The following is a 322-nucleotide window of genomic DNA, read 5'->3' as shown; positions in this document are numbered from 1 at the left end:
AACCAAGGAACCCATATTTAATGATATCTCATATAGGAATTTAAAAGGATTAAACAGCTCCAAAAAAACCGAACTTTCTATATCTACATTAATAGCAACTAAAAAAACTGGATAAATGAGAATATTTAATATTGTGGATATGCTGGAAACCTGAACAGGTATAAGTGCTATGGTCAAGGTTGCGAAGGCTAAGGGTATTGATAAAATAACAATGATAACTGTTAGCATCAATAATTTGAATGAAAATATACTGTAAATTAGCGTTAGAATCGTTGTAAAAAGCACTAAACTTAAAATAGCAAAAGCCACTTGTGTCAGAACC

1 protein-coding gene is annotated in these 322 nt (G+C 30.7%); it reads right to left on the bottom strand.

Translation table 11 applies throughout. The features are described 5' to 3' along the window. Nucleotides 1-322 (bottom strand): hypothetical protein (locus CHH67_RS26655; protein ID WP_218832092.1); only part of this gene is annotated, 322 nt, incomplete at both ends.

It is taken from the genome of Paenibacillus campinasensis (assembly GCF_002272015.1).
GTDB lineage: Bacteria > Bacillota > Bacilli > Paenibacillales > Paenibacillaceae > Paenibacillus_AQ > Paenibacillus_AQ campinasensis.
This window is presented reverse-complemented; position numbering and strand designations above follow the sequence as displayed.